21 protein-coding genes are annotated in these 21187 nt (G+C 59.2%); 7 read left to right on the forward strand and 14 right to left on the reverse strand.

Going from position 1 to position 21187, the window contains the following annotated elements:
* Positions 1-79 precede the first annotated feature (79 nt).
* A complete protein-coding gene (locus FOY56_RS08740) occupies positions 80-1621 on the reverse strand; it encodes a helicase HerA-like domain-containing protein (protein WP_146345453.1) in 1542 nt (513 codons plus the stop codon).
* Positions 1622-2064: 443 nt separating this feature from the next.
* Between FOY56_RS08740 and FOY56_RS08745 the strand changes: the two genes are divergently transcribed.
* The gene (locus tag FOY56_RS08745; RefSeq protein WP_146345454.1) at positions 2065-2691 is read left to right on the forward strand and encodes an invasion associated locus B family protein; all 627 of its coding nucleotides are present in this window, start codon (positions 2065-2067) and stop codon (positions 2689-2691) included.
* A 64-nt stretch (positions 2692-2755) separates the two neighbouring features.
* Here FOY56_RS08745 and FOY56_RS08750 read toward each other — a convergent pair whose 3' ends face one another.
* From FOY56_RS08750 to FOY56_RS08765, 4 genes are read right to left on the reverse strand one after another with little or no spacing between them, the layout of a single operon-like run.
* Positions 2756-3964, reverse strand: a complete 1209-nt coding sequence (locus FOY56_RS08750; RefSeq protein ID WP_146345455.1) for a beta-ketoacyl-[acyl-carrier-protein] synthase family protein — start codon at positions 3962-3964, stop codon at positions 2756-2758.
* Positions 3965-3987: 23 nt separating this feature from the next.
* A complete protein-coding gene (locus tag FOY56_RS08755; RefSeq protein ID WP_146345456.1) occupies positions 3988-4245 on the reverse strand; it encodes an acyl carrier protein in 258 nt (85 codons plus the stop codon).
* Between the two features lie 33 nt (positions 4246-4278).
* Positions 4279-5370 (reverse strand): UDP-3-O-(3-hydroxymyristoyl)glucosamine N-acyltransferase, encoded by a 1092-nt coding sequence (lpxD, locus tag FOY56_RS08760; RefSeq protein WP_146345457.1) that lies wholly within the window; start codon positions 5368-5370, stop codon positions 4279-4281.
* Between the two features lie 35 nt (positions 5371-5405).
* A complete protein-coding gene (locus tag FOY56_RS08765) occupies positions 5406-7022 on the reverse strand; it encodes a L,D-transpeptidase family protein (protein ID WP_146345458.1) in 1617 nt (538 codons plus the stop codon).
* Between the two features lie 339 nt (positions 7023-7361).
* Between FOY56_RS08765 and mepK the strand changes: the two genes are divergently transcribed.
* Positions 7362-7931, forward strand: a complete 570-nt coding sequence (gene mepK / locus FOY56_RS08770; protein WP_146345459.1) for a peptidoglycan L,D-endopeptidase MepK — start codon at positions 7362-7364, stop codon at positions 7929-7931.
* 103 nt (positions 7932-8034) lie between these two features.
* Here mepK and FOY56_RS08775 read toward each other — a convergent pair whose 3' ends face one another.
* The 9 genes from FOY56_RS08775 to FOY56_RS08815 form a co-directional block, all read right to left on the reverse strand.
* Complete coding sequence (locus FOY56_RS08775; protein ID WP_146345460.1) at positions 8035-9894, reverse strand: CHASE2 domain-containing protein; 1860 nt, start codon at positions 9892-9894, stop codon at positions 8035-8037.
* The gene (locus FOY56_RS08780) at positions 9846-10346 is read right to left on the reverse strand and encodes a FecR domain-containing protein (RefSeq protein WP_186766284.1); all 501 of its coding nucleotides are present in this window, start codon (positions 10344-10346) and stop codon (positions 9846-9848) included. The genes FOY56_RS08775 and FOY56_RS08780 overlap by 49 nt, the downstream gene beginning before the upstream one ends.
* 216 nt (positions 10347-10562) lie before the next feature.
* Positions 10563-11522 carry a 2-hydroxyacid dehydrogenase gene (locus FOY56_RS08785; protein ID WP_146345462.1) on the reverse strand — a complete coding sequence of 320 codons (960 nt, stop codon included), beginning with the start codon at positions 11520-11522 and terminating at the stop codon, positions 10563-10565.
* Positions 11522-11719, reverse strand: a complete 198-nt coding sequence (locus FOY56_RS08790; RefSeq protein ID WP_146345463.1) for a DUF2244 domain-containing protein — start codon at positions 11717-11719, stop codon at positions 11522-11524. Before FOY56_RS08790 ends, FOY56_RS08785 begins: the two co-directional genes overlap by 1 nt.
* Before the next feature lie 13 nt (positions 11720-11732).
* Positions 11733-13067, reverse strand: coding sequence for an amidase (locus tag FOY56_RS08795; RefSeq protein WP_146345464.1), 1335 nt, complete (start codon positions 13065-13067; stop codon positions 11733-11735).
* Positions 13067-14431, reverse strand: a complete 1365-nt coding sequence (locus FOY56_RS08800) for a TRAP transporter large permease (protein WP_146345465.1) — start codon at positions 14429-14431, stop codon at positions 13067-13069. The genes FOY56_RS08795 and FOY56_RS08800 overlap by 1 nt, the downstream gene beginning before the upstream one ends.
* A gap of 37 nt (positions 14432-14468) precedes the next feature.
* On the reverse strand, positions 14469-15038 hold the full coding sequence (locus tag FOY56_RS08805; protein WP_146345466.1) for a TRAP transporter small permease subunit: 570 nt from the start codon (positions 15036-15038) through the stop codon (positions 14469-14471).
* An 83-nt stretch (positions 15039-15121) separates the two neighbouring features.
* Positions 15122-16216: a TRAP transporter substrate-binding protein gene (locus tag FOY56_RS08810; RefSeq protein ID WP_146345467.1), complete on the reverse strand. Its 1095-nt coding sequence runs from the start codon at positions 16214-16216 to the stop codon at positions 15122-15124.
* Positions 16217-16641: 425 nt separating this feature from the next.
* Positions 16642-17874: an MFS transporter gene (locus FOY56_RS08815; RefSeq protein WP_146345468.1), complete on the reverse strand. Its 1233-nt coding sequence runs from the start codon at positions 17872-17874 to the stop codon at positions 16642-16644.
* A 228-nt stretch (positions 17875-18102) separates the two neighbouring features.
* Here FOY56_RS08815 and FOY56_RS08820 point away from each other — a divergent pair, with 228 nt between their 5' ends.
* The 5 genes from FOY56_RS08820 (at position 18103) to FOY56_RS08840 (ending at position 21153) form a co-directional block, all read left to right on the forward strand.
* Positions 18103-18336, forward strand: a complete 234-nt coding sequence (locus tag FOY56_RS08820; RefSeq protein WP_146345469.1) for a hypothetical protein — start codon at positions 18103-18105, stop codon at positions 18334-18336.
* Positions 18337-18373: 37 nt separating this feature from the next.
* Complete coding sequence (locus FOY56_RS08825) at positions 18374-18871, forward strand: hypothetical protein (protein ID WP_146345470.1); 498 nt, start codon at positions 18374-18376, stop codon at positions 18869-18871.
* Between the two features lie 166 nt (positions 18872-19037).
* Positions 19038-19277 carry a hypothetical protein gene (locus FOY56_RS08830; RefSeq protein ID WP_146345471.1) on the forward strand — a complete coding sequence of 80 codons (240 nt, stop codon included), beginning with the start codon at positions 19038-19040 and terminating at the stop codon, positions 19275-19277.
* 326 nt (positions 19278-19603) lie between these two features.
* A complete protein-coding gene (locus FOY56_RS08835; RefSeq protein ID WP_146345472.1) occupies positions 19604-20722 on the forward strand; it encodes a tyrosine-type recombinase/integrase in 1119 nt (372 codons plus the stop codon).
* The gene (locus FOY56_RS08840; protein ID WP_186766285.1) at positions 20719-21153 is read left to right on the forward strand and encodes a hypothetical protein; all 435 of its coding nucleotides are present in this window, start codon (positions 20719-20721) and stop codon (positions 21151-21153) included. The genes FOY56_RS08835 and FOY56_RS08840 overlap by 4 nt, the downstream gene beginning before the upstream one ends.
* Positions 21154-21187: the final 34 nt, after the last annotated feature.

Below are 21187 nucleotides of genomic sequence, written 5' to 3' on the forward strand. Positions count from 1 at the left end.
GCCCAAACCCGATCCTGCTTCTTTCTTGTTTCAAAATACCCCGGGGGGAGGCCACAGGCCGGGGGGCAGCGCCCCCTTTTTAGCGCCCTTTGAATAGGCCACCAAGGATGCCGCGGACAAGGCGGCGGCCTGTGGTGCCTTTCAGTTCCTTGATCACAGCCTCGGTCAGCGCAGTTCCGAACGTGTCGGTTTTGCGTGTACTGCGCGAGGTGGAGCGCGTGACGCGGGTGCCGGAATATCGCCGTCCTGCATTGTATTCGCGCTGGGCCGGTTCCAGATCTTCGGCCTGTTCTTCGGCGACCTCGGCCTGTTTCGCCGCGTCTTCGGCGCGTTTGGCGAGGATTTCAAAGGCGGAGTGACGATCCAGCGTGGTGTCGTATTTGCCCGAAAGATCCGAGCCTGCCAGATGTGCCTTGCGGTCGGCTTTGCTGAGCGGACCGAGTTGAGAGGATGGCGGGCGGATCAGGGTACGTTCGACGATGCCGGGCACGCCTTTTTTCTGCAGCATCGAGGTGATGGCTTCGCCGACGCCGACTTCGCGAATGGCCTCTTCGGTCGAAAAGTGGGGGTTTTCGCGATAGGTTTCGGCGGCCAGCTTCAGGTTCTTGCGATCTTTGGCGGTGAACGCACGCAGGGCGTGCTGGACGCGGTTGCCAAGCTGTCCAAGGATGTCTTCGGGAATGTCTGCCGGGTTCTGGGTCACGAAATAGACCCCGACGCCTTTGGAGCGGATCAGGCGGGCGACCTGTTCGACCTTGTCGACCAAGGCCTTGGGGGCGTCATCGAACAGCAGATGTGCTTCGTCAAAGAAGAACACCAGTTTGGGTTTGTCGGGGTCGCCGACCTCGGGCAGTTCTTCGAACAATTCGCTGAGCAGCCAGAGCAGGAACGTTGCATAAAGCCCCGGCGCTGCCATCAGCTGGTCAGACGCCAGGATGTTGATCATGCCGCGCCCGTCTGCATCTGTGCGCATCAGGTCGGCAAGGTCGAGCGCGGGTTCGCCAAACAGACGGTTGGCGCCCTGATTTTCAATGACCAGCAGGCGGCGCTGGATCGCACCGATCGAGGCGGTCGAGATATTGCCATAGCGCAAGGAAAGATCCGCGCGGCTTTCCCCGACCCAGACCAGCAGCGCCTGCAGATCCTTGAGGTCAAGTAGCGGCATGCCCTGTTCGTCCGCAAGGCGGAACGCGATGTTCAGGATGCCTTCCTGTGCCTCGCTCAGTTCCAGCAGGCGCGCCAGCAGCAAGGGGCCCATTTCGGCCACCGTGGTGCGGACCGGGTGACCCTGTTCGCCAAACAGATCCCAGAAGGTGACCGGGCTGGCGCGATAGGAATAGTCGGTGAAGCCGATGGTTGCGGCGCGTTTGGTAAAGGCCTCGTGCAGTTTGTGTTCAAACGTGCCGGACTTTGCCAGACCGGACAGGTCGCCTTTCACATCTGACAGGAACACCGGCACGCCCGCGTCGGAAAACCCTTCGGCCAGGATCTGCAGCGTGACGGTCTTTCCGGTTCCTGTGGCCCCGGCGATCAGACCGTGACGGTTGGCATATTTGAGCGACAGCCCCTGCTGTGTGCCATAGTCTTCTCCGCCGCCACCCACAAAAACCTTGCCGTCCATTCTGCTGCCCCTTCTTGATCTTGGTTATTCGCCCCGACCATACAAAGTTAACCTTTGACTGCCATAGTCATTTTTGCCCGCCACGCGCTCTTCCTGCGGGGTGGGCAGACTTCCTCCCTGTCAGACTGGCCGTGCCCGCGGGTACGGCCTTTTTTTCAAAGACTGCTGTTGGGAACAATCGGCCAGCCTCCCGGATCCGCAGGATTTTTTTCAGGTTACCTGTTGATTTGTCGCAGCCGCTCTCGTAACGTTGCGGCATAATAAGTCGGCGAGTCCGACGGGGAGAAGACTATTGGGAAAAGGGAGCGGTTCGCTCCCTTTTTTCTTGCCGTCTTCTGATCCTTACCGGGATTTGATCGCGACAGGTCTGAATTGCCACTGACACCGCTTTACGAGCATGATAAAGCAGCCGAAAGCAGCCCAACAGCAGGAAGTTTTTATCGATGTTGAAATCCCTGAGTGCACTTTCCGTTGCCGCGCTGGTCGCGCTGAGCACACCGGTTCTGGCACAAGACACCGCATCTGACACAGCCGAGACCACCGAAGCTGAAAGCGATGCACCCAAGAACGAAAACCTTCTGGACCTGGGACAGCCTGTCAATGACGGGCCGCAGCTGGGTGAGCGGTATTCAAAAGCCACGCATGGCGACTGGGATCTGGCCTGCATCAAGACCGAGGCGGAAACAGACCCCTGTTCGCTATTGCAGATCCTGAATGGTTCGGATGGCAACCCGATGGCCGAGTTTTCGCTGTTTCGTCTGGAAGGTGGCGGTCAGGCGGTCGCCGGGGCGACCATCATCGTGCCCCTGGAAACGCTTTTGCCAGCCCAGCTGACCATCGCGGTCGATAACGCGGCGGGCAAACGGTACAATTATTCCTTCTGCAACCCGATTGGCTGTATCGCCCAAATCGGTTTGACAGCAGAAGACATCGCCGCGTTCAAAAAGGGCAGCAAAGCTGTGCTGACGCTGGTGCCTGCACCGGCACCGGATCAGCAGATCAATCTGGAACTGTCGCTGTCGGGCTTCACTGCCGGGTATAACGCTGTGGACGTTGTTCAGAACAACTGATCTTTGCGATTTGTGACGTAAATGGGAACCGTCGGCATGGCCGGCGGTTCTTTTTTTGCCGGGGCTACACTTTGCGCAGGGCCAAAACCGCGTTCAGGCCGCCAAAGGCAAAGGCATTGGACAGGACGACGTCGACATTCGCGTCTCGTGCCTCGTTCGGGACAACATCCAACGCGCATTCGGGGTCGGGTTCTTCATAGCCGATGGTCGGCGCGATCACGCCGTCGCGCAGCGCCATGATACAGGCCAGGAGTTCGACAGCGCCGGTGCCGCCGATCAGGTGGCCGTGCATCGACTTGGTCGATGAGATCATCAGGTTGTCAGCGTGGGGGCCGAACACATCGGCCACGGCGGCGCATTCGGTTTTGTCATTGGCGGCCGTGCCAGTGCCGTGGGCGTTCACATAGCCGACGTCGCTGGCGTTGATCCCGGCATCGGCCAGCGCCCCGGCCATGGCCCGCGCCGCGCCCTGCTTTGAGGGCATCACGATGTCAGAGGCATCGGACGACATGGCAAAGCCTGCGACCTCGCACAGGATATCGGCACCGCGGTTTTTGGCGTGGTCATAGTCTTCGAACACGAAGATGCCCGCACCTTCGCCCTGCACCATGCCATTGCGGTTGGCACTGAACGGGCGGCAGGCGTCTTTGGACATGACCCGCAAGCCTTCCCACGCCTTGACGCCGCCAAAGCACAGCATGGATTCAGACCCGCCTGTCAGCATGGCCGGGGCCGCGCCGGATCGCACCATCTGAAATGCCAGCGCCATCGCATGATTGGAAGACGCACAGGCGGTTGAAACGGTAAAGGACGGGCCTTTGAGGTTGTATTCCATCGACACGTGGCTGGCGGCGGCGTTGTTCATCAGCTTGGGCACGACGAAGGGGTGAACCCGGTTTTTACCGTCCTCATAGACCGAGCGGTAATTGTCGTCCCACGTGCTGACGCCGCCCCCGGCGGTGCCCAGCACCACGCCGGACCGCGCCGACATGTCACCGTGAAATTCGATGCCCGACTGCGCGATGGCTTCCTTGGCGGCGGTCAGCGTGAACTGGGTGAACCGGTCATACAGCGTCATCTGCTGGCGGTTGAAGCGGCCTTCGGCTTCGAACCCGCGCACCTGGCCGCCGATCTTGATGGCAAGCCGGTCGACATCGCGAAACTCAAGCTCGCCAATGCCACAGCGACCTTCGCGCATGGCCTCCATCGTGTCGGGGGCAGAATGGCCCAGAGCGTTGATCGAGCCTGCTCCGGTGATAACGACGCGCTTCATGGTGGTGTTCCCGCCCTGTCCGGTCAGGTTTTTTCAGCAGTAAGCTTTTCGATACCCGCCACGATGGCGGCGACATTGGTGATGTCGAAATCGCTTTTGTCAGGCTCGTTCGCGTTGAACGGGATCGTGATGTCGAATTCTTCTTCGATGGCGAAGATGCTTTCGACCAGACCCAGACTGTCGATGCCAAGGCTTTCCAACGTGCTGTCCATGGTCACGTCGGACGGCTCAAGAACAGCCTGTTCGGCAATGATAGCGATGACCTTGTCACGAATGCTCATGGGGACCCTCTGATCTGACGCGTTGGCGCTGATTTACTCGCTGGGTCCAAGTTTGGAAACAGCCTTTTTCAACTCATCAAACTGGCGCATCAGGCGCGGCAGACGGCGCTGCGCCTTGTAGATCTCGGTATGGGTTTCCATTTTGACCGCCGGATAGCCCATCAATACACGGCCTGCCGGTACATTGGACAGCACCTTGCTGCCGCCAGCCACGACCGCGCCGTCGCCGATGAAGATATTGTCCACGACGCCGGTTTGCCCGCCCAGAACAACATTGTTGCCGATTTGGACCGACCCCGAAATACCGCTTTGCCCACACAGCAGGCAGTCGCGCCCGACAACGGTGTTGTGGCCGATATGGACCAGGTTATCGAGCTTGCTGCCCGACCCGATCTGGGTGTCGCGGATGGTGCCATTGTCGATCGTGCAGTTGGCACCGATTTCGACATCGTCACCGATGGTGACAGCGCCCAGCGAATGGATCCGCATCCAGCTTTGCGCCTGCGCCTCGCCCTGATCGCCGAGCGTCTTGCGGGCGTTTTCAACACCCGACACTTCCGGGGTAACAAAGGAAAACCCGTCGGCGCCGATACGAGCCCCGGGCTGCACGATCAGGCGGTCACCGATCTGGGCGCGCGCGCCTATGCTGACCATTTCGCGCAAATATGCGTTTTCACCCAGCACAACGTCGGCCCCGATGAAACACTGCGGACCGATGACCGACCCTGCACCGATACGGGCCCCCGGCCCGACGACGGCAAGCGGTCCGACAGACACGTTTGCACCCAGTTCGGCGGTGGGGTCGATGACCGCAGAGGGGTGTATGCCGTCGCCAAAGCCCTGCCCCGGATCGATCAAGGCGGTAAGGCCCGCCATGCTGCGGCGCGGGCGTGGCGTGATGATCGCCGCCTGAAGGCCCATGGCCTGCCAATCGGCCCCCGGCCAGACCAGCGCCGCGCGGGCCGATCCCTGGCCCAAGGTTTCGGCGTATTTCGGAGACATGGCCAGCGCCAGATCATCCGGCCCCGCCATCGCAGGTTCGGCCGGTCGTGATATGGTCAGCGAGAGGTCGCCATGGGCCTCGGCCCCAAGCGCCTGAGCGATCTGTGCGATCGTGTATGTCATGCTGTGACTCCGCCTTGGTTTTTCGGAGTCAGTGCTTACCCCTGAACAGAGTCAAGAGCCACCCCTGCCCGCGACAGAGCCTCCCAGACCTTGCCGTCACGACCATAGACATCGGCGCGATACTCGGCGCGGCCTTCGGTATTGGTGAAGGCGGTGCGATAGATCAGGTGGACCGGAATGGGTTGTTCCAGTTCGACCCGGGTTTCCTGACCGCTGTCGAGAATGCGGTGAAAGTCGCGTTCGGGGGTGTCAGACTGCAGAGACAGCAGCGCATAGGCAAATTCGAACGGCTGAGCCAGACGGATGCAGCCGTGCGAAAAGGCCCGGACTTCGCGTTCAAACAGGTGTTTTTGCGGCGTGTCATGCAGGTAGATGTTGTATTTGTTCGGAAAGATGAACTTGACCAGGCCAAGCGCGTTTTTGGGCCCCGGGGGCTGGCGCATGGCGTAAGGGAAACTGCGGCTGGAATAGCCCGCAAAATTGGCAGAAGAGCGGCTGATGCGGCGCCCCCGGCTGTCGGTGATTTCAAGGTGACCGACGGCGTTCGGATTGGCCCGCAGCTTGGGCAGGTATTCTTTGACGATGATCGAGCGTGGCACATACCAGCTAGGATTGATCACCATGTGTTCCATGACGTCGGAAAATTCAGGTGTGCGGCGGTCGCCGGTGTTCTTGCCGATCACCGAGCGGGTTTCAAAGGTCACGCGGCCCTGATCGACGATGCGGGCCGAAAAATCGGTCTGGTTCACAAGGATATGCCGGTCGCCGCGTTCATGGTTCAGCCAGCGCTCACGCTCCATCGCCACAACCACTGATTTCAGGCGATCACTGGCCGGGACGTTGATCTGCTTGATGGTGCCAGCACCGGCGACACCGTCTTCTTCCATCCCATGTGCTGCCTGAAACCGCAGCACGGCTTTTTCCATTTCAGCATCGTAGGTGCGCGTCGCCGAGCGTCTGAGGTATCCCATATTTATCAAACGGTTGCGAAGCGATATTACAGCAATGCCGCTTTGACCCGGCTGCAGTTTGCCAACCGGTACGGCCTTGCCCCAACCGCCCGAGGCAACAAGACGTTCAAGCCGCAGCTTTTCCTTCATCAGGGCGCGGTATTCGGCGGTGTTGGGTGGCAGGTTGCGGATATAGGCCTGCGGTTCGGACGCGGCCATCTCTTGCAGATACACCTGCGAGTCGCGCACAGGCACCTCGCGCTTGATGTCACTGTCGACCTTTGATGGCGTCAGGATGCCGGTCTGAATGTCATGGGCATAGCGGACAAACAGCTTGGATAGTTCGACTTCGACCATGCCCAGATCGCGGGTGGTGCGCACTGTCGACATCTGGTCGATCAGGCCATCAACATCATAGCGGCGTTGCGGCAGGCCATGCACCTCGACCCCGCGCAAGGCATCCAGCAACGCGGCGCGGCGGGCCCGGTCCTGATCACCTGTCCCGGTCCAGATCGGCTGGTATCCGTTGTCGCGATAAAAGGCGGCGACCGACGCGTTCCCATAGGCTGCTTCGGCGATGGCCTGTTTATACGCAGTCACCTGCGCCGACCCACCCCCCGGAGCCAGCACAAAGGCCGCTCCGACAGCGCAAACCTGTACAAAGGTCCGGACGCGGCGAAGGGTGAACGACAGAGAGGTCATATGGCAGTCCTTGAACTCAACGAAATTTGTCAAATGGCAAAAGTTAATTTTAATGTTTCCCGAGCGACCATTGGAAAGTCCACTCACTTTTCCATCAGCAGACCCCGCACCCATTGTGATGGTGCGGGTTTGCATCGGGATAGGGGGAAAATTGGATGTTTCTCCCCTTTTGCGCAAAAAATTGCCGAAAATCGGTTGTACTTAAAACACAAAGCATTCGGCCCTTGGTTTGCGATTCGAGTTGTCGTATCAAAAGGCCATCCGGGGATGGATGCAGAAAATATGCTCGTAACATCGGGCGCAGGCAGGACTCATAGCGTACGGGACGACGCAAGACACATGGCAGACCACTCAAGTACCGGGTTCACCCGGCGTGCCCTTTTGGGCGCATTCGCAGCTACGGCAGTGACCGCAGCACCTACATTCTCTAATGCAGCAGGCTTTTTGCGCGGCGCAGGCGACATCCGCCGCATCCGTATGTATTCGGGCCGCACCGGCGAACGGATCGATATGATCTATTGGATCGAAGGTGAATACATTAAAGAAGCGTCGAAACAGATTTCGCACTTCATGCGCGACTGGCGCAATGATCAGCTGAAAACCATCGACCTGCGTACCATCGACATCATGGCGGCATCGCACAATCTGATGGGTGTGAACGAACCCTATATGTTGCTGTCGGGCTATCGCAGCCCACAGACCAACGCCATGCTGCGCTCGCGCTCGCGTGGGGTTGCCAAGAATTCTCTGCACATGAAGGGTCAGGCCGCAGATCTGCGTCTGTCGTCGCGGTCGGTCACCCAGATGGCCCGCGCCGCCCAGAAATGCAGCGCCGGCGGTGTTGGCCGCTATTCGCGGTCGAACTTTGTCCACATGGATTGCGGTGTCACCCGCTCGTGGGGCGCGTAACCCGGCCGATCCGACCCCTGATTTTGCCGAAATAGTCCCGCCCCTGCGCCCGTGCGCGGGGGTTTTTCTTTGATCGGTGATAGCCCGGCCAGTTCCGGTCAAATCAGGTTAGGGAAACGTCCCAGAACAAAATCTTGACCTCGCCTTCGCGGCCCCTGACCGGATACGCCCCGGTGTGGTTGGGTGGCGGCAGGTCAAGATCGGTTAACTGCGCGATCACAGTTTCGGTGACTGCCATGTTCATGCCCTGCGCCTTGGCCATCTCAAGCAAACGGCTGGCCAGGTTCACAGCATCGCCCGCGACCGAAAGCTGTTGCTGGCGATCATCCCCCAGACGCGACAGGACAATCGGGCCCGAATGCACGCCAACGCGGCTGTCCAGCGGATCCGCCAGATGCATGTCTGTGCCCATCGCGCCGATCCGCCCGATCAGCTCAAAGCCCGCGCGACATCCTGCTATGTAGGGGTCGGGCGCATCGTCTGTTGCGCCGAATATGACCAGCGCGCCATCGCCCATATAGTTGATGATGATCCCGCCGTGCGGCGCGACGGTTGACGCGACCCGGCCATGAAACTGCTTCAACAGATCCTGGGTGCCTTCGGGGCCAAGGATCTGCGACAGCCCGGTGAACCCGGCAAGATCAACAAACAGCACCACCAGATCCCGGGTTTCAGGGGTGATCAGAAAATCAGGATCATCGGCGATTTTCTCAGCAAATTCTGGCGACTGGAACTTTTTCAGCTGCGACACGGCGCGGGCGGATCGGGCCATGTTCCGCCGTTCGCGAATGTAGCGATAGGCTCCGGCCATGGCGGCGGGCGGGATCGCTGAGGCCAGCGGCAGCGCCGCCCCCATCCAGATCCCCATCGGAAAGAACAACCAGACCGCCCCCATCCAGGGCAGCAGGAAGGACGCAGCCGAAGGCACGCCAAAGGACAACGGCAGGCGCAGCACCATCACCGTGCAGATCACCGCAAGCAAGACCGAGGCAAACAGGTCAGCGCGCCTTATCCGGCTATCACGGCGCAGGGTGGTACCATCGATGAGTTGAGCAACGGCGGTGGCAATCACCTCGACCCCGGGCATGTCGCCTCCAAACGGATTTGGAAACCGATCGCCAACGCCGGTGGCGGTGGCGCCAAGGACAACCAGTTTTCCGGTCACCCCCGAGACATCACCGTTCAGGATGTCGCTGGCCGAAATCGTCGGGATGGTTCTGGCCGGGCCGCGCAGGCGCAGGGGCAGACGGGCCCCGGCCTCGAGCGGGATGGTGGCGTTGCCCAAAGTCAGCATCTGGACCCCAAATCGCGGCTCGACCCCGCCGAATAATGTGGCGGCCTGCAGCGCCATCGACGGGATCACCCCGCGCGAGGTCAGAAACAGCAGCGGCACATAGCGGGGCGTACCGTCACCGTCGGTGCGCACATTCACAAGGGCGGTGCTGGCGGCGTCGGCAAATCCGGGGCGCGGCCAGAATTCATCGGTGCTGCGCGGGATCTGGTTGGGGTCGCCCTCGGTCAGGCTGCCTGCCGCTGCGGCGACGACCGACGGGATGCGGGTGAGCGCGCGTTGCAGCGCGGCGTCTTCTGCATCGGAGCCAGCATCGGTCAGAAGGATGTTCAGCGCCAGCGCCTTGGCCCCGGCATCGGCGATCTGGTCAATCAGCATGGCCAGTTGCCGCCGCCCGCCATCGCTGGCCAGCGTTCCGGCCAGGGTCGCATCGTCGATTGCGACGATCACAACATCCTGTGGCGGGTCGATGGGGCCAAATGTTGAATAGCGCCAGTCGAGCAAGACAAATTCGCTGGCCTCTATCCACGTGTTTTGCCCCCTCAGATAGGGAATCCCGAGGATAAGCGCCCAGATACAGGCCAAAGCGCCCGCAAGGACAAGTCGGCGCATCCGGGGTGTGATCATCGCCCGAAGCGGGCCAGAAGCGCGTCGACCCGGGACGCGCCCCATGTCTTGGACTCCATCGCGGCGCCCGGCGTGACGTCGACACCCTGCCCGGCCCTGAGGGTCACGGTCGACGAACTGGAACGGTTGCTGACCTTGACCACGCCGCGTTGCACGAAGACCGACGTCCTGTCCGCCTGTGCATCGACCACATAGACGGTGCCGCGAACGGCGGCGATGGCATGCGGCGTTTCGATGATTGGCTTGCTGCCATCGGGATCCACTTCAACAAAAACCGCACCGCTTTGCAGCGTGATGCGGGCGATGTTGCCCTGATCGCCGGAAATCAGGCCCAGTTGTGCGGCGGCTTCGATATCGACGATCAGCCCACCGGGGCATTCGAGCACCTGACGCGGCGGAGACCTGCGTTCGGTGATCGCGCAATTGGCCGGAACCTGCGCCATAAGCGCGGTGGAGCAAAAAAGGCTTACCAGCAGAACACTCAGAAATCGCGGCATCTTCTTGGGCTCCTCGCCATGAAGGGTCATGCCCGCAATACGGACCGGGCCACTTTTTACGTCGCAATAATGCGTTCTACGCCGCAGCGCAGAATGCAGACATGAGGCCAGCCTAAAGCAAGGTTGCTCAGGTTGCTATGGAGGGATTCATGACCCGGTGGCGGCAGTGGTCAATCGGTGCTGTCGCGCGCGTCGCTTAGGGTGTTGCCCAAGGCATCACAAAAGGTCGCCCGGGGTCTGTCCGGCAAAGAAGGCGTCCAGATTGTTGAGGGCGCGAAAGCCCATCGCGTCGCGGGTCGACACTGTGGCGCTGCCGATGTGGGGCAGCATGAACACGTTCTGATATGCAGACAAACGTGGGTTACCGCCGGGTTCGGTGACAAAGCAATCCAGACCTGCGCCCGCGAGTTTGCCAGAATCCAGCGCATCAATCAGCGCGGCTTCATCGACCAAAGCTCCGCGCGCGGTATTCACCATGACCGCGCCATCGGGCAGCAAGGCGAACCGGTCTGCATTCATCAGGCCGGTGGTTTCGGGCGTTGCCGGACAATGCAGGGACAGGAAATCAGACACGGCCAGCACACTGTCGATGCTGTCGTGATAGGTTGCGCCCTGTTCCAGATCGGGGTCCAGTCTGGAGCGGTTGTAGTAATGGATATCCATGCCAAACCCACGAGCTTTTTCGGCAAAGGCACGACCCACACGGCCCATTCCGATAATGCCGATCCGGGCGCCGGTGACCTGTTTGCCCACCATGAAGCTGGGCGACCAGACTTTCCAATTGCCGCTGCGCACCAATGCGTCGCCTTCGACGGCGCGGCGGGCGGCCCCCAGCATCAGCAGCATGGCGATTTCCGCCGTTGCGTCGGACAGCACGTCGGGTGTGTTGGTCACGGCAATGCCACGGGCTTTGAGCGCGGGCAGATCGCAGTGATCGACGCCGACCGAGTGGTTGGCGATGATCTTAAGCCGGGAATCCAGCTGCGCGGCAACCTCGGCCGAAAAATGTTCGGAGTGGCAGGGAATAACGGCATCGACCTTGGCGCTCATCGCGATCAGGTCATCGGCGCTGGACAGCCCGTCCTCCCAATTGATGATGCAGTCATAATCGGCCTGCGCGCGTTCAAGGGTGGCGTCAGACAAGCGGCGCGGGATCCAGACCGTTGGGCGCTTCATCACTCGGGCTTCCGAATGGCGTCTTCCCAGAAATCATAAAGCGCCATGCAAATGACGATGATCGCGATGACCATGAACGGAAAGCCACCCCAGAACCCGGCGAACCCGGTCGAGATCGAATGAGACAGGCCGATGATAAACGTCATCATCAAGGCTGTGCCGATGAAAGCGACGACAATTGTGGTGGTGCGGGACATGTTGGATCCTTTCCTAGGCGTCAGCGGCAAGTGTGGTTTGCATCCAATTGGCGGTGCGCAGCAGGCGATCATCTTCTTCGACCGCGCCGAACAGCTGGACGCCGATTGGCAGATTGTTTTCGCCCACAAGCAGGGGCAGCGTTACGGCAGGCAGGCCGCACAGGCTGGCGATACGGCAAAAGATCGGATCGCCCGTGCCATCGCCCAGCAACGGTGCCTCACCCGTGGCGCTTGGCGACAGGACCGCATCGAAATCGAGATAGTGTTTGGCGAAGAACGCATCCGCCGAGGCTTTGACCGCCATGGCGTCTTCGTATTCGGCCTGCGTGATGGCCTGACCGCGCACGATCACGGCCTGCAACGTATCACTGAGGTCGCTGTGGCGGGTTTCGATCAGATCAGCCAGATGCTGGCAGAATTCGTATTCGTGGATCGTGATGTGGACATCAACCAGACCGGTCAGCGTGGCGGACACCGGCAGGCGTTCAACCCGTGGGCCAAGGGCGTCGATCACGGCATCAAGCCCTTCGCGGGCGTCGGCATCCAGCAGGTCGTTAAACTGAAAGTCGAACCATGCGATATCCGGTTCAACCGGGACATCGGCCCCGGCACCGGCCACAAGGTCAGGGCGCGGGCGGGCAAAGCTGGCAGGATCGCGCGGGTCATAGCTGCCGATCACATTTCCTATCAGGGCAACATCGCTCAGGGTGCGCGCGAAGACGCCCAGATGGTCGAGCGTTTCGGACGTTTGCAGCACACCGGTGCGCGCGATCACACCGCGCGACGGCTTGAACCCATAGGTGCCGCAGAACGAGGCTGGGCGGATCACAGACCCGCCGGTTTGCGATCCAATCGCCAGCGGGACGTGATGCGCCGCAACTGCGGCTGCCGATCCGCTGGACGACCCCCCCGGCGTGCGGGTTGGATCATGCGGATTGGTGGTGTCTGTGGGGTGCACAAAGGCAAGCTCGGTCGTTTTGGTCTTGCCCATGATCACCGCGCCCGCCTCGCGCAGGCGATTGACGATGGTGGCGTCGGCGTCGGGCTTGCGGCCCTTGTAGATGCCAGATCCACGTTCGGTCGGCATGAACCGTGTGTCGACGATATCCTTGAGGCCGACAGGAACACCATGAAGCGCCCCGACCGCTCTGCCCGCCTTACGGATACGATCCATTTCGCGGGCCTGTACCAGTGCAATGTCCGGATCCAGAAACGCCCAGGCGTTCAGCGGGTCGTCCCCGATGCACTCAAGGCAGGCATTTACGTAATCTTCGGACGACAGGCGGCCGGCGCGAATTGCGCCCGCCGCCTGTTCTGCTGTCAGCAGATGATGATCTTTGGCGGCCATTAAGGAATGTACTCGCCAAACAGATAGTCAGGGAACCACAGCGCGATACCGGGGAACTGATACATCAGCACCATCGTCAGAATAACGATCGCAAGGTATGGCATGAGGCCCTTGAAGATCTCCATCAGTTCGATCTGTTTCTTCAGCACACCCTTGAGATAATAGGCCGACATGGCCATGGGCGGCGTCAGGAACGAGGTCTGCAGGTTCAGCGCCACCAGCATCGCGAAGAAATACGGGTTCACGCCGAAAGTATCGAGCATCGGCAGGAAGATCGGCACGAAGATGATCAGGATCTCGGACCATTCCAGCGGCCAGCCCAGCAGGAAGATGATTAGCTGCGCCATGACCAGGAACTGCCACGGCTGAAGGTTCATCGCCAGGAACCAGTGTTCGATGATGTCATGTCCGCCCAGCACCGAGAACACGCTGGCAAAAGTCCATGAGCCGACAAACAACCAGCACACCATGGCCGTGGCCTTGGCGGTCAGGAACACGCTTTCTTTGACCTTTTTCCATGTCAGCGACCGATAGATCGCCGCCAGGACAAGCCCGCCCAATGCGCCCATCGCGGCCGCTTCTGCAGGCGTTGCAAGGCCACCCAGAATGGACCCCAGAACCAGCATGATCAGAACGGTCAGCGGCACGAAGGAGATCAGCAGATCGAGATAGATCTTCTTGGGCGGTGGCACGTCTTCAAGGTTGGGTTTGGGCGCAATCGACGGGTTCAGCGTCACGCGGATCATCACGTAGACGATATAAAGCCCGGCCAGCAGCAAGCCCGGGAACACCGCCGCCGCATAAAGGCGCAGGGGCGACAGCTCCGCAATCGCGGCATAGACGATCAGCATGATCGAGGGCGGGATCAGGATGCCAAGCGTTCCGCCAGCGCAGATCACACCAGACGCGAAGGATTTGTTATAGTTCGCATTGGCCATCGCCGGATAGGCCAGCAGCCCCATCAGCGTCACAACGGCCCCCACGATGCCAGAGGCGGTCGAGAACACGGCGCAGGTCAACAGCGCGGCAATCGCAAGCGAGCCCGGCAGGTTGCGCGCGGCCATGTAGAGCGAGAAAAACAGCCGGTCGACGATATTGGCGCGTTCCACCACGTAGCCCATGAACAGGAACAGCGGGATGGCGACCAGCGTGTCGTTCTCCATCACCGAATAGGTGTTCTGGTTCAGCAGGTAGAAGATGTTGTTGTCAAAGATATCGCCAAAGGTTTCCGGCGCCGCCTTGAAGTAGGCATAGTAGCCAAACGCCACCCCCATCGCGAGCAGGGTGAAAGCAATGGGGAAGCCCAAGAGCACCAGCACAATAAACAGGCTGAGCATCATGATTGCGACTTGAGGGTCCGTCATCTTTTTGTTCTTTCTGAGAGTATTACGGGCATGTGGCTTACGACTTGGCGTCGTCCATATGCATCAGCATGTCTTCGGTTTCGCGTACGTCATCCAGCCGGTCCAGCCAGACGCCAGAGCGCATTGCAATCCAGCATCGCATCATCTCGGCCACACCCTGCAACATCAGCAGGAAACCAGCGAGCGGGATCAGCGTCTTGAAGAAATAGATCTGGATGCGGGCCGGGCTGTTCCAGCTGACTTCTTTATAGCGCCAGCTGTCTTGCGCGATTTCCCAACCGTACCAGAACAGGGCCAACATGCCGGGGAAGAAGAACAGGATATACAGCACGAAGTCGACACGTGCCTGCCAGCGCACCGAGAACAGACGATACAGCACATCACCGCGCACATGCGCATCCTGCGCCAGCGCGTAAGGCCCAGCCATCAGGAACAGGGCGCCGTACATTTGCACCATCATGTCAAACGCCCAGACAGTGGGCGCATTCAGCACATAGCGCACGAACACTTCGTAACTGACGGACAACGTCAGGATCATGATGCACCACCCGAAGGCGCGACCGACCCATTGGCTTAGACCTTCGATGGTATGGATAGTTTTGACCACGTGTGTCCCCTCACATGTCGTATTGCCGCGCCAAGGGCCGCAGTCTGCGGCCCCCGGTCACATCGTTTTGCACTGATCTGAGATCAGCCGAAGTAGTGGTTGTATGCCAGCTTGTAGTCGGGCTGGTTCAGGTTCAGATAGTTCATCACGTTCTTGGCGTAGGCCTTCTGGCTTTCGACAACCTTCGCAAAGAACGGCTCTTCATTCGAGATCCGGTCAACCACGACGTCCCATGCCTTCAACTGTTCGGCCATGACGCTGTCAGGTGTGCGATAGACGTTCACGCCCTGCTCGTCGCGCAGCGTGACAAGGTCATCTGCGTACCGCTTGGTGTTGTTCCAGTAGAAGTTGGAGTTTTCCGCCTCAGACGCATATTTCAGGATTGCCTGCAGTTCAGCCGGAAGGCTTTCATAGGTTTCCTTGTTGAACGTGCATTCAAAGAATTCCTGGCTCTGGTGGAACGACGCCAGGTGATAATGCTTGGACACATCCTGCATGCCGAAGTCACGGTCAGAGGTCGGGTTGTTGAATTCCGCCGCATCAATCAGGCCGGACTTCATCGCGGGCTGAATTTCACCGCCCGGAAGCTGCACAACCGACATGCCCATTTCCAGCAGAACGTCAGCGGCAAGGCCAACGGTGCGGTACTTGAGACCGTTCATCTGGCTGGCGTCTTTGATCTCTTCCTTGAACCAGCCAAGCGGCTGGGCCGGCATCGGAGAGTTGAAGAACGAGACGACGTTCAGACGCAGCGACGCCATCAGTTCGTCAAACAGTTCCTGACCGCCACCATAGTGGACCCATCCCAGAACTTCCTGGCTGGACCAGCCAAAGCACGGGCCGGTGCCGAACAGCGATGCGGCTTTGGATTTCGAGTACCAGTAGGCCGGCACATAGTGCGCAGCGTCCAGAACACCGCGGTGGACGGCGTCCTGCATCTGGCTGGTCTTGACGACCGAGTTGACCGGCAGCAGGTCAATGGTCAGCGCGCCGCCCGACATTTCGTTGACGCGGTTTACATAGGACTGAGCGTTCTCAAGAAAGATACCACCGCCCCATGCCGCTTGCATCTTGAGGGTAATGCCATCGTTCGCGGCAAGTGCCGGAGTGGCGAGGGTCGCAGCGCCTGCAAGAGCGGTGCCGCGCAAAAACTTCCTGCGGTTCACGGTATTGGTCATGGTTCCTCCCAAAAGTTGACCTTGTCACAGGTAAAGGTGCGGGCCGTTACATTTTTTAAGGGCCGCCGCATACAAACAGCTACCCAACGTCTTCCGCGAGTCCTCTCCCAGGGGTGAGTTTTAATCGACTGTGACGATCTGTCGAGCAAAAATTGGCTAGGAAACCTATCCAATTTGGCCAGTTCGCACGATGGGTCAGGCAGCCTTACCCAGCAACACATTGAACTCAAAGTATGTTAGCGCTATCTATGTTTTCGGGATTTCCCGCGAATTTGGATCGTTGCTTGACGCTCTTTTTTGAACGCGTCCCCGTATCGGTCGGAATTTCATACCGGTTCTGGCGACTTAGCGGACAAGTGTTCCGAAAACCTCCGGTTCGGTTCGGGACTGGCAAGCGGTACAGATTGCGTCCTGCCTGCCCGGCATTAGGTCCGGGTTTCCGGCAGAGGCAGCGACCGTTTTGCTTTTTGAATCCCGAAGCTCATCACAAGAGTTGTAAAGACAAAGTACACGGCAATCGCCTGAAACTGGTGCTCGAGCCCAAAGTCGAGATCAATCAACAGCCCCGTCAGGCCCGGCCCCACAGCAGATCCAAAAACCATGACCGCTGCGGCCATCGCCTTGATCGACCCGATATGCGCGGTGCCATAAAAATCGGCCCAGAACGCATTGGGCAGGGTCGAGTTCGCGCCCGTGGTCATCGCAAGGAAGAAGAACCCGAAAAACATCGCGACAGGTCCGGCGGCGACCGAAAAGATCAGAAAGGCCACCACCATTGGCAATTGATACAGCGGCGTCAGCCGGGGTGATCCGAACCGGTCCAGCGCCCAGCCGGACAGCACCATGATCATGACCGACATCAGCGTATAGAGCGGAAAGAACGCCACGAGGTCGAGATGCCCCATGCCTTTGACCTCGGCCAGGTGAACCTGATGGAAGAAGAACGCGGTGTTGAACGCCGATGGTCCAAGGATTGCAGGCACCATAGCCCAGAACAGCGGGTTGCGCAGCGCCTGAGCCCGTGTCCAGCTGATGCCATTCATGCCCGTGCTGCCTTGGGTCTGGGCAAGGTTTTGGGGCGTGCGTTCTTTGCCCAGCAGAACGCTGAGGATCGGCACGCCGGTCAGACACAGCAGTGCGCCCACGACCCACAGATAACGCCAGTCGACAACGGCCATGAGGGCAACAAACAAGACCGGCAGGATCGCTTCACCCACCGCGAACCCCAGCGAGGCGATCGACAGGGCGCGCCCGCGCTTGGCCACAAACCAGCGCGTCATTGCGACAACGGCGATGTGGCTGCTCATCCCCTGCCCGAAAAACCGCAGCAGGAAGATCACGAACGGCAGCGCCCAGGCCCATTGGTTGAACGTCATCGCCAGACAGGCAGAGGCCAGCCCGATCAGCACAACCGGCCCCAGGGCGCGCACCCGGAAAACGTCGGTCAATCCGCCTGCCCACACCATCACGACGGCCGATAAGGTGGTCCCGATCATATAGACCCCGCCCCATTCGCCGTGGCTGAGGCCAAAGGTCTGGCGGATTTCCCCGGCGAAGATCGAAATGAAATAGGTTTGACCGAACCCCGACATAAAGGTCATCAACGCACCCGCGGCAAGAAACGGCGCGTTCTGGACAAGGAAGCCGGTGGATTTCATGCCCCCTCGCTTGCCCGCCTTAACACGGGTCCGCAAGAGATAATGTTGCGGGTGGGCGCCGGCGATGTGGGGGGCTCAGGTCATCGCAACTGCGCTGTCCGGACTTCACCCAACCCGTCGATCCAGCGTCTGCGCCTTGGTCAGGTATGGAATTCCTGACTTATAAAGATTGGACCTCGCGTCTAACTGTTACTTATTAATCACTGTTTAATATCTGGGAGAATTACTATGACACGTTTTGCAAAAACGGCATCTGCTCTTGCCATCTCATGCCTGTTTCTTGGGGCCTGCGCCGACGCATCGGCTGAGTCTGCCAACTCAGTCGTCGCAAAAGACGCAACAGGTATGACGGTCGAGACAAACGCTGCGCCCAATACAATGGAAGATTTCTGCGAAACGCCCGGCGGGTTTGTTGCCTGTGCGACTTTGGGCCTTGTCCTGTTGCCTCTGTACTTTTTGTAACCCTGTCAATTGCTTACACTAAAACTGAGAGTATCCAATGACCCGAATTTTCCGGCACACCGTCGCATGCGCGGCTTTCGTTCTGAGCGTGTTCAGCCTGACCGCCTGCACCCCGCCGTCTTACATCAACACGGAAAACCTTGGCACACCGGTCGTCTCCGAGGCCGAGATAACCCGTCTGATTGCAGGCAACTCGTTCAGAGGCGGCGACGGGTATGCCTATCACGGTCCGGATGGCGCCTTAAAGTATGTCGCCGATGACAGCAGTTGGATCGTGGCCGGGTCATGGCGGGTTCATACCGTGCTTGGGTCATCGAAACTGTGCGAGGAAACCACCGAACATGGGCTGCAGAACGGCAAAACACAGTCGCGTGGACCCTATCAGGCTTGTTATGTCGTCTTTCTGAAACCAGACGGATCTTTGGCGTTAGACAAGATGGGCGGATCAAATTTCTCATATGGCAAACCAATAAAGGGGTTCCTGAAGAAGACCCAGTTTGAAGCCGCCCGTCGCAAGTTGGGCGTTCCGCTCTGAAACACCTGCGTAAAACTGCCGAAAACCCTGGCGTCAGCCGCCTGTCGGCTGGTGCCACTGGCGAAACCTCGTAAGACATCTTAGATTATGAGGTGAACCCCCAAAAGGGTTTCGACGGTTCACAGGTGCGCCTTCGCGCAGGAGCAGGATGCTTCAATTGCAGAAAATGTCCAGATACCAAGACGATGTGGATATCGGCTGGATGTTTTTGATGCGCATGTATCATGATGCCGCATATGGCGACTACCTTGCGCAATCCTATTTGCTGTACGCAGCAGATCGGCTTGTTGACGAACTTGGCGGCGACGGCCCCAAATTCAGACGCCGCGTTCAGGAAGCGCATGACATCGGGTGGCCAAAACCAAGAAACGGGTGGCCGTTTCCGTTCGAAATCGAAATGCTCTGAAGACCTGATGAAGCAAGCTTGATCCAGGAGCAAATCAATCCCGCACCAATTGTCCGCAGAGAGTTCAGCACGATACCGAACCCGTCTGTTGACCGGATAAGCATGAAACCTTGGATATGTAGCGAAAGGTGGCGCACCTGAGAGGATTCGAACCTCTGGCCTCTGCCTTCGGAGTGTAGTTTTTACCGTGTTTTAGGCATGAATAGGGCAGAGTACGACGTAGTTAAGTGTTTGTGGTTATTGACGTTCCCGTGGGCATGGTTAAATTGACCATGGTTATCCGTGGCTATCGGATTTAACCAAAATTTAACCACTCTGGAAAACCAATGCCTGATCTTAGGACCAAAACCGCCCGCACCCGCCTGAAACCAAACAGCAACGGACACGCCGAAAACCTGGCGACAGGCAGGGCATTGCTCTACCGCAAGCGCACCGCAACCCAACCAGGCAAGTGGGTGTTGAGAACAGCTAAGGCCGAGGGTGGTTATTCCTTCGAAACGCTTGGGACTGCGGACGATGCCAGCCCTGCCGATGGTGTGAAAGTTTTGAGTTACGCGCAGGCGCTTGAGGCTGCTTTGGGACGGACAGTTGCTGACCCGACGAAGGTCAAAGTCGAACAGGCACTGGATGATTGGGCCAAGACGAAGAAGCGCACCGCATCCAGCGACAAACAACGTTTGGATATAGACAGCGCCGCCCGGCGCCTGAAAGAAGCATTCCCCCGTGCGACCTTAAAGAGCCTGACAGCCCGTCAAATCAAGACATGGATGGATGCGCGTGTGGATGAAGCCGACAATCCACGTGCCCGAATGGCGACAGTGAACCGACAACTGGCGATCTTGAAAGCTGCCTGCACCGCCGCCGCAGATGATCACGGTTTCCAGGGAAAACGCACATGGACGGACGTCAAGAAATACGAAAAGGCCGAAGCATTTGGGAAACGAATGGCGATACTGTCCGAAGATGACGAAGACAGGCTGATTGCCGCCGCTGAACCTGATATTGCATTGATGCTGACGGCATTGCAGATGACCGGTGCGCGATTTGGTGAAATGCGATCCGCGTTAGTTGGTGACCTGGAAGGCGACAAGCTGGACCTGACGGGAAAGACGGGCAAGCGCACGATCACCCTAAGCCCACGCATTGCTGAATGGTTCGCAGACCAGGCAGGCGATCGTCCTGCCGCCCTGCCCCTGATTGCCAAATCTGACGGAAGCGGTTGGCCTGATGGCGGGCAGTTGAAGCCTACCCGACGCGCGGTCAAAGCGGCTGACCTGCCAAACGATGTGACGACTTATGCACTGCGGCACGGTTTCATATCCCGTGCCCTGGCCCGTGGTGTTCCGATTGCAGCCATTGCCGAATTCTGCGGAACATCGGTGCAGATGATAACCGACAACTATGCGAAATTTACCCCGGCTCAGGCCAAGGAGTGGTTCGCGTGATGAGTCCCGCTGCCGTTGATTTCGTTTTGCATGACATTCGTGCCGCCGAAGGCCAGGGCGATGTGATCGAGACCACCCGTCTTTTGACGTTGCTTGTCGAAGCCTTGTTTGACGATTTCGGGACCGTCACAGAGCAGATCGAACGCGTTAACCGTGGCGAACCGATCCAGCACGGCAAACTGGCCGAAGCGGTGGCATATACGCACATGCGCCGCGTTCAACAGGCCGAGGCAGTCGCAGCAAGGCGCCGTGCGGGCGCCGGGGCATTGAATGCGGAAAAGAAGCGAACGGTGGTGGATAGGCAGGCATTGGGCCGTAGATTGTATCGGCCTGGCATGTCGGGCGAAGCCTTACGCCGCGCATATGCCCGAGAGGGCGAGGTCGTTTCCCCAAGAACCGCAGAACGGGATTTGAAGAAAATCCGAACCTGACGAAATTCTTCCGCCGCACTCTACCGTGTGGCGT

The organism is Falsiphaeobacter marinintestinus (assembly GCF_007923355.1).
Taxonomy (GTDB): domain Bacteria; phylum Pseudomonadota; class Alphaproteobacteria; order Rhodobacterales; family Rhodobacteraceae; genus Phaeobacter_A; species Phaeobacter_A marinintestinus.

What these genes read in the sequence shown, in the direction of transcription:
- FOY56_RS08740 (WP_146345453.1), bottom strand. Translation starts at nt 1,621, where the DNA reads ATGGACGGCAAGGTTTTTGTGGGTGGCGGCGGAGAAGACTATGGCACA.
- FOY56_RS08745 (WP_146345454.1), top strand. Translation starts at nt 2,065, where the DNA reads ATGTTGAAATCCCTGAGTGCACTTTCCGTTGCCGCGCTGGTCGCGCTG.
- FOY56_RS08750 (WP_146345455.1), bottom strand. Translation starts at nt 3,964, where the DNA reads ATGAAGCGCGTCGTTATCACCGGAGCAGGCTCGATCAACGCTCTGGGC.
- FOY56_RS08755 (WP_146345456.1), bottom strand. Translation starts at nt 4,245, where the DNA reads ATGAGCATTCGTGACAAGGTCATCGCTATCATTGCCGAACAGGCTGTT.
- lpxD (WP_146345457.1), bottom strand. Translation starts at nt 5,370, where the DNA reads ATGACATACACGATCGCACAGATCGCTCAGGCGCTTGGGGCCGAGGCC.
- FOY56_RS08765 (WP_146345458.1), bottom strand. Translation starts at nt 7,022, where the DNA reads ATGACCTCTCTGTCGTTCACCCTTCGCCGCGTCCGGACCTTTGTACAG.
- mepK (WP_146345459.1), top strand. Translation starts at nt 7,362, where the DNA reads ATGGCAGACCACTCAAGTACCGGGTTCACCCGGCGTGCCCTTTTGGGC.
- FOY56_RS08775 (WP_146345460.1), bottom strand. Translation starts at nt 9,894, where the DNA reads ATGGGGCGCGTCCCGGGTCGACGCGCTTCTGGCCCGCTTCGGGCGATG.
- FOY56_RS08780 (WP_186766284.1), bottom strand. Translation starts at nt 10,346, where the DNA reads ATGCCGCGATTTCTGAGTGTTCTGCTGGTAAGCCTTTTTTGCTCCACC.
- FOY56_RS08785 (WP_146345462.1), bottom strand. Translation starts at nt 11,522, where the DNA reads ATGAAGCGCCCAACGGTCTGGATCCCGCGCCGCTTGTCTGACGCCACC.
- FOY56_RS08790 (WP_146345463.1), bottom strand. Translation starts at nt 11,719, where the DNA reads ATGTCCCGCACCACCACAATTGTCGTCGCTTTCATCGGCACAGCCTTG.
- FOY56_RS08795 (WP_146345464.1), bottom strand. Translation starts at nt 13,067, where the DNA reads ATGGCCGCCAAAGATCATCATCTGCTGACAGCAGAACAGGCGGCGGGC.
- FOY56_RS08800 (WP_146345465.1), bottom strand. Translation starts at nt 14,431, where the DNA reads ATGACGGACCCTCAAGTCGCAATCATGATGCTCAGCCTGTTTATTGTG.
- FOY56_RS08810 (WP_146345467.1), bottom strand. Translation starts at nt 16,216, where the DNA reads ATGACCAATACCGTGAACCGCAGGAAGTTTTTGCGCGGCACCGCTCTT.
- FOY56_RS08815 (WP_146345468.1), bottom strand. Translation starts at nt 17,874, where the DNA reads ATGAAATCCACCGGCTTCCTTGTCCAGAACGCGCCGTTTCTTGCCGCG.
- FOY56_RS08820 (WP_146345469.1), top strand. Translation starts at nt 18,103, where the DNA reads ATGACACGTTTTGCAAAAACGGCATCTGCTCTTGCCATCTCATGCCTG.
- FOY56_RS08825 (WP_146345470.1), top strand. Translation starts at nt 18,374, where the DNA reads ATGACCCGAATTTTCCGGCACACCGTCGCATGCGCGGCTTTCGTTCTG.
- FOY56_RS08830 (WP_146345471.1), top strand. Translation starts at nt 19,038, where the DNA reads ATGTCCAGATACCAAGACGATGTGGATATCGGCTGGATGTTTTTGATG.
- FOY56_RS08835 (WP_146345472.1), top strand. Translation starts at nt 19,604, where the DNA reads ATGCCTGATCTTAGGACCAAAACCGCCCGCACCCGCCTGAAACCAAAC.